This is a genomic window from Streptomyces sp. NPDC127100, assembly GCF_042724095.1.
Lineage (GTDB): Bacteria > Actinomycetota > Actinomycetes > Streptomycetales > Streptomycetaceae > Streptomyces.
On the sequence record NZ_JBHXFL010000052.1, the window covers coordinates 39,067 to 45,381 of the forward strand.

The following is a 6,315-nucleotide window of genomic DNA, read 5'->3' on the forward strand; positions in this document are numbered from 1 at the left end:
GCAGGCTGGGGACCCGCCGTGTGAACGCCGAGACCCACCGGAGCGGTGACCGTGGATCAGTTGGCCCTGTTGTTCGTGCTGCTGCTGGGGGCCCTGCTGAGCGTCCCGGCCGGAGACCGGCTGGGGCTCCCGGCGCCCGTGCTGATGACGCTCCTCGGCATCGTGCTGGCACTGCTCGACTTCGTGCCCAACGTCGACATCCCGCCCGAGCTCATCCTGCCCGCGCTGCTGCCGCCGCTGCTGTACGCGGCCGTGCGGCGCACCTCCTGGCGGCAGTTCGCGGCCAACAAACGCCCGATCTTCCTGCTGGCCGTCGCGCTGGTGTTCGTCACCATGACCTGCGTGGCCACCGTCGCCCACGCGATCGTGCCGGGACTGCCGATCGCCGCCGCCTTCGCGCTCGGGGCGCTGGTGGCGCCGCCCGACCCCGTCGCGGCGACCGCCGTCGCGGGCCAGCTCGGGCTGCCGCGCCGCCTGGTGTCCATCCTGGAGGGCGAGGGACTCTTCAACGACGTGGCGGCCATCGTCCTCTACCACGTGGCCATCGCCGCGGCCGTCAGCGGCTCCTTCTCGCCCTGGAAGGCCGGGTTCGACCTGGTGCTGTCCGCCGTCGTCGCCGTCGCGGTGGGCCTCGCGCTGGGCTGGGGCGCCAACCGGCTGCTGGACCTGCTGGGGGACCCGACCCTGCAGATCGGGCTGACCCTGCTGGTGCCGTACGTGTCGTACGTGCTGGCCGAGGAGCTCCACGGCTCCGGGGTCCTCGCCGTACTGACCACCGCCATGTTCCTCGCCGAGTACGCGGTCGGCGCCGACGACGTGATGACCCGGCTCACCGGGCACACGGTCTGGGACGTCGTCGACACCCTCGTCACGGGAGTGGCCTTCGGGCTGATCGGGCTGGAGCTGCACAACGCCGTCCGCACCGCCTCCGGGCGGTGGCCCGAGCTGCTGGGCTGGGCGGGCGCGGTCACCGCGGTGGTGATCCTCGTCCGGCTGGCGTGGCTGCTGCCGGCCACCTGGCTGACCCAGCGGCTGCACGCCCGCCGCGACCACGACGAGGACATCCCGACGAGCTGGCGGGAGACCGTCGTCATGTGGTGGTCCGGGATGCGCGGTGTCGCCTCGGTGGCGCTGGCGCTGGCGATCCCGCTGGAGACGGACGCAGGGTCCCCCTTCCCGAAGCGGGAGGAGATCGTCTTCATCGCCTTCGGGGTGATCATGGTGACGCTGCTGCTCCAGGGCCTCACGCTGCCGTGGCTGGTCAACCGGCTGGGGGTGCGCTCGGACACCGAGCGCGAGAAGGAGTACGAGAAGGCGCTCGCCGTGCGCGCGGCGAAGGCGGCGAAGCAGCGGCTCAGGGAGATCGAGGCGGTCGAGGACCTCCCGGAGGAGCTGTCCGAGCAGATGCTGCGCCGCGCCTTCGACATCGGCATCCGGATCAGCCCGGACATCGGGGACGAGGAGCGGCGCGAGGCGCAGCTCCAGCGGGCCCGCCGGCTGAAGCGGATCCGCCGGATCCAGGGCGAGATGCTCAGCGCCGCGCGCCACGAGGTGCTGGCGGCACGCAGCGAACCGGGAGCCGACCCGGAGATCGTCGACCGGGTGCTGCGCCACCTGGACGTGCGCAGCCTGCGCTGAGCGCGCCGTAGGGCACGCCCCGGGTCACAGGGACTTGCGCGACTGGTGCGGGAAGCGGCGGGGCTCCCCGTCCGGCGCCTGCCGGGCGCGGGGGAAGCCGTCGCGGCCGGGGATCCGGTCCGCGTCCGCCGTGTTGACGCGGGGCAGGGCGTACGGGTGCTCGTCGGCCAGCCACCGGATCATCCGCTCGCGCACCTCGACCCGTACCGTCCAGATGTCGTCCGCGTCCTTGGCCGTGACCAGGGCACGGACCTGCATGGTGTTCGGGGTGGTGTCGGTGACGGTCAGGTTGTAGGCCCGTCCGTCCCACGCCGGGCAGCCGCGCAGGATGTCCCGCAGCCGTTCGCGCATCGCGTCCAGCGGGGCCGTGTGGTCGAGGTGCCAGTAGACGACGCCGGTCATCTGGGGGGTGCCCCGGGACCAGTTCTCGAACGGCTTGGAGGTGAAGTACGACACCGGCATCGTGATCCGGCGCTCGTCCCAGGTGCGCACGGTCAGGAAGGTCAGCGTGATCTCCTCGACGGTGCCCCACTCGCCGTTCACCACGACCGTGTCGCCCAGGCGCACCATGTCGCCGAAGGCGATCTGGAGCCCCGCGAACAGGTTGCCCAGCGTGGACTGCGCGGCGATGCCGGCCACGATGCCGAGGACACCGGCGGAGGCCAGCAGCGAGGTGCCCGCCGTGCGCATCGCCGGGAACGTCAGCAGCATCGACGAGACGGCGACGACACCGACGACCGCGGAGACGACCCGCATGATGAGCGACACCTGGGTGCGCACCCGCCGCACCCGGGCCGGGTCGCGCTGGGCGTGGGCATGGGCGTAGCGGGAGTACGACGTCTCGACGACGGCCGCGGCGATCCGGATCACCAGCCAGGCCGCCGAGCCGATCAGCACCAGCGTCAGCGTCCGGCCGACCCCCACCCGGTGCTCCGGGAACACCTGCGCCTCGACGTACGTCCCTCTCAGCAGCGCCGCGCACAGCACGACCTGGTACGGGATGCGGGCACGGCGCAGCAGCCCCCACAGGGGCGTCTCCGGGTGCCGTCCGTCGGCCTTGCGCAGCAGCAGGTCGGTGGCCCATCCGATGACCAGCGTCAGCAGGACGGAGCCGCCGACCACGATCAGTGGGCGGAGTATGGTCTCCATCCCTCGAACGTAACCGGCCCGCCCGGGCATGAACCTGTGACTTGTGTCCCGCGCCGGGTGCCTCCGCCCGCCGGGCCGTCCCGCCCGGCTGGCACCATGGCCTCATGGACATCGTGCTCTTTCACTCGACCCACGGCCCGAGGCCCGCGGTGCGGCAGGCGGCCGACCGGCTGCGCGACGCCGGGCACCGGGTATGGACCCCGGACCTCTTCGAGGGGCGGACGTTCGACACGGTCGAGGAGGGCATGGAGTACCAGGAGCGGGTCGGCAGGGAGGAGCTGCTGAAGCGGGCCGTGCTGGCCGCCGCGCCCTACTCCGAGCGCGGGCTGGTGTACGCCGGGTTCTCGCTCGGCGCCTCCATCGCCCAGACCCTCGCCCTCGGCGACCACCGGGCGCGCGGGCTGCTGCTCCTGCACGGCACCTCGGACATCGCCGCCAACGCCTCGGTGGACGACCTTCCGGTGCAGCTGCACGTCGCCGAGCCGGACCCCTTCGAGACGGATGACTGGCTCAGCGCCTGGTACCTCCAGATGGGCCGGGCCGGCGCCGACGTCGAGGTCTACCGGTACGCCGGGGCCGGTCACCTCTACACCGACCCCGGGCTGCCGGACTACGACGAGGAGGCGGCCGAGGCCACCTGGCGGGTGGCGCTCGGTTTCCTGGACTCGCTCCGGCGGGAGGACGCCCCTCAGACGGGGGAGTAGGCCCGCTCGATCCGCTGCGTGCCGCTGCGCGTGCGGTAGGACCGCGCCCACTTCGAGCCCGCCTGCGGGTCGGTGCGGTCGGAGACGACGTAGTAGTCCATCTGGGCGCGCTCGGCGGTGACGTCCAGCACGCCGTAGCCGTGCCGGTCGGTGTCGACCCAGTGGACGTGCCGGTTGGCCGCCCGGATGACCGGCGCGGCGACCGCGGACACGGTGCCCTCGGGGACCTTGAGGATGTCGTCCAGGTTGTCGGAGGTCACCGAGGTGACGACGAACTCCGTCGCCGCCGAGTCGGACAGCGGGTAGGTGCCGGCGTTGTGGGGCACGTCGTTGGCCCAGGCCATGTGGATGTCGCCGGTCAGGAACACGGTGTTGCGGATCGCGTTGGCGCGCAGGTGGGCCAGCAGTTCGCGGCGGTCGTCGGTGTAGCCGTCCCACTGGTCGGTGTTGAGGGCGAGCCCCTCCTTCGGCAGGCCGAGGAGTTCGGCGAGCGGCTTCAGCAGCTCGGCGGGGAGCGCGCCGATCGCGAACGGCGACATCATCACCGGGTTGCCGACCAGGCGCCAGGCGGCGTCGGAGGACTTCAGGCCGGCCTTGAGCCAGTCGAGCTGGGCGCGGCCGGTGAGGGTGCGGTCCGGGTCGTCGACGTCGCCGTTGCCGATGGCGGTCTGCTGCGAGCGGAACGAGCGCAGGTCCAGGAGCGAGAGGTCGACGAGCCTGCCGAAGCGCAGCCGGCGGTAGGTGGTGCCGGCGATCGCCGGGCGGACCGGCATCCACTCGAAGTACGCCTGCTTCGCGGCGGCCTGACGTGCCGTCCAGCTGCCCTCGGCGCCCTCGGTGTGGTTCTCGGCGCCGCCCGACCAGGTGTCGTTGGCGAACTCGTGGTCGTCCCAGATGGCCACGACCGGGGCGGCGGCGTGCAGCGCCCGCAGGTCGGGGTCGGTCTTGTAGCGGGCGTGCCGGACGCGGTAGTCGGCGAGGGTGACGATCTCGTGGGTGGGCGCGTGCTGCCGTACGACGGTGTCGCGGGTGCCGTACTCGCCGGTGCCGTACTCGTAGATGTAGTCGCCCAGGTGCAGCCAGGCGTCGAGGTCTCCGCGCGCCGCGAGATGGCGGTACGCGGAGAAGTGGCCGGCTTCCCAGTTGGCGCAGGACACGACGCCGAAGCGCAGGCCGGTGACGGCCGCGTCGGCCGCGGGGGCGGTGCGGGTGCGGGCGACGGGGGAGTCGGTGGGGCCGGCGGAGAAGCGGTACCAGTAGTCCGTGGCGGGGGCGAGGCCGCGGATGTCCGCCTTGACCGTGTGGTCCGAGGCCGCGGTCGCGGTGACGGACCCCTTGGCGACGATGTTCGTGAACGCCTTGTCGGTGGCGACGGCCCAGCTCACCTCGGTGTCCGGGCCGGCGCCCGAACCGGGCACGGCCTCGGGGGTCGGCGTCACCCGGGTCCACAGCAGGACGCCGTCGGGCAGCGGATCGCCGGAGGCGACGCCGTGCAGGAAGGCCGGGGCGGCATCGGCGGCGCCGGCGGGCAGCGCCGCGGCGAGCGGCGCCGCGAGGACGGCTCCGGCGGCCGCGGCCTTGACGACCGCACGGCGGCTGGGGGCGCGGGAGGCGGAGCGCCCGGCGGACGACGGGAGGGTCTCTACGGACGATCTGTGTCGACTGGTCACGGCCGATCAGGTTACTGATCGGTATGGCCCCAAGTGGGCGAACGGGAAAAAGTTCGCCCACTCGTCGCCTACTTGATCACTTGGTGACGCCCGCGTCCTTGAGCGCCTTCTGCCAGTCGGCGGCCGTGCCCGGGTTCTCGATCACCTTGTCGTTGATCTTGATGGTCGGGGTCGACCGGACACCGTCGGAGTCGTCGAAGGACTTGCTCATGCGCATCGCCCACGCGTCGTAGGTGCCCTTCTTCACGTCGTCCTGGAACTTCTTGTTGTTCTTCAGGGCGTCGACCGTGTCGGCCACCTTGATCAGGTAGTCGTCCTTGGCGAAGTCGTCGGTCGTCTCCGCGGGGTGGTACTCGGAGGAGTACAGCGCGGTCTTGTAGTCGATGAACGCGTCCGTGCCGACGTTCAGCGCGGCACCGAGCGCGCTGAGGGCGTTCTTGGAGCCCTCTCCGCTGAGGTTGCCGTCGAGGAAGGTGCCGATCGTGAAGGAGAGCTTGTAGTCGCCGTCCTTCATGCCCTTGTTGATGGTCTCGCCAAGGTTCTGCTCGAGGGAGGCGCAGGCCGGGCAGCGCGGGTCCTCGTAGAGGTGGACCACGTTGTCGGACTTGGAGTCGCCGGCCACGATCGTGGTGCCGTCCTTGCCCGAGGTGTGGGCCGGCGCCACCACCTCGGCCTCGGCGGCCTTCTCCCAGCCGGTGGGCTTGCTGCTCTGCACGACGGCGTAGCTGATGCCGCCGGCTATCGCCAGCACGCCGACGATGGAGCAGGCCACGATGACCTGCCGCTTGACCTTGTCGCGCTTGGCCTGGCGCTCGCGCTCCTCGCGCAGGCGCTCACGGGCCGCCGTCTTCGCCGCCTGGGCGTTCCGCTTGCTCATGGTGAAGTTCTCTCCGGGGACGCGCACACGGGTGTGTGCGGGATGCGTACGGGGGCTGCCGGTGCTCGGTGGGTGACCTGGAGGTCACCCGAGCGCGGGCGAGCACGGAGGTCCGCGCCGTCCCAGGGAGTGTGTGAGGATCCGCTCGCGGGCGCCGGCGGTGCGCCGGACCGCGGGGGGGGGGGGGCGCCCCGCCCGGGGCCGCCGGGCGGGCACGGGCGCGGCGGCGCGGAGCTGGGGGCGGTAGGTGGTCGCCGGCACCGCGGTGGCTTATACA

5 protein-coding genes are annotated in these 6,315 nt (G+C 72.3%); 2 read left to right on the forward strand and 3 right to left on the reverse strand.

Going from position 1 to position 6,315, the window contains the following annotated elements; genetic code table 11:
• Positions 1-51: 51 nt before the first annotated feature.
• On the forward strand, positions 52-1,638 hold the full coding sequence (locus ACFWJB_RS31290; protein WP_385471359.1) for a Na+/H+ antiporter: 1,587 nt from the start codon (positions 52-54) through the stop codon (positions 1,636-1,638).
• 24 nt (positions 1,639-1,662) lie between these two features.
• Here ACFWJB_RS31290 and ACFWJB_RS31295 read toward each other — a convergent pair whose 3' ends face one another.
• Positions 1,663-2,787, reverse strand: coding sequence for a mechanosensitive ion channel family protein (locus tag ACFWJB_RS31295; RefSeq protein WP_385471356.1), 1,125 nt, complete (start codon positions 2,785-2,787; stop codon positions 1,663-1,665).
• Positions 2,788-2,891: 104 nt separating this feature from the next.
• On the opposite strand from ACFWJB_RS31295, the gene ACFWJB_RS31300 reads away from it, so the two are divergent.
• Positions 2,892-3,491 carry a dienelactone hydrolase family protein gene (locus ACFWJB_RS31300; RefSeq protein ID WP_385471352.1) on the forward strand — a complete coding sequence of 200 codons (600 nt, stop codon included), beginning with the start codon at positions 2,892-2,894 and terminating at the stop codon, positions 3,489-3,491.
• Here the strand turns inward: ACFWJB_RS31300 and ACFWJB_RS31305 are convergent.
• Positions 3,476-5,161: an alkaline phosphatase D family protein gene (locus tag ACFWJB_RS31305; RefSeq protein ID WP_386926421.1), complete on the reverse strand. Its 1,686-nt coding sequence runs from the start codon at positions 5,159-5,161 to the stop codon at positions 3,476-3,478. The two genes, ACFWJB_RS31300 and ACFWJB_RS31305, sit on opposite strands and share 16 nt — an antisense overlap.
• A gap of 76 nt (positions 5,162-5,237) precedes the next feature.
• Complete coding sequence (locus ACFWJB_RS31310; RefSeq protein ID WP_386926423.1) at positions 5,238-6,038, reverse strand: DsbA family protein; 801 nt, start codon at positions 6,036-6,038, stop codon at positions 5,238-5,240.
• Positions 6,039-6,315 lie beyond the last annotated feature (277 nt).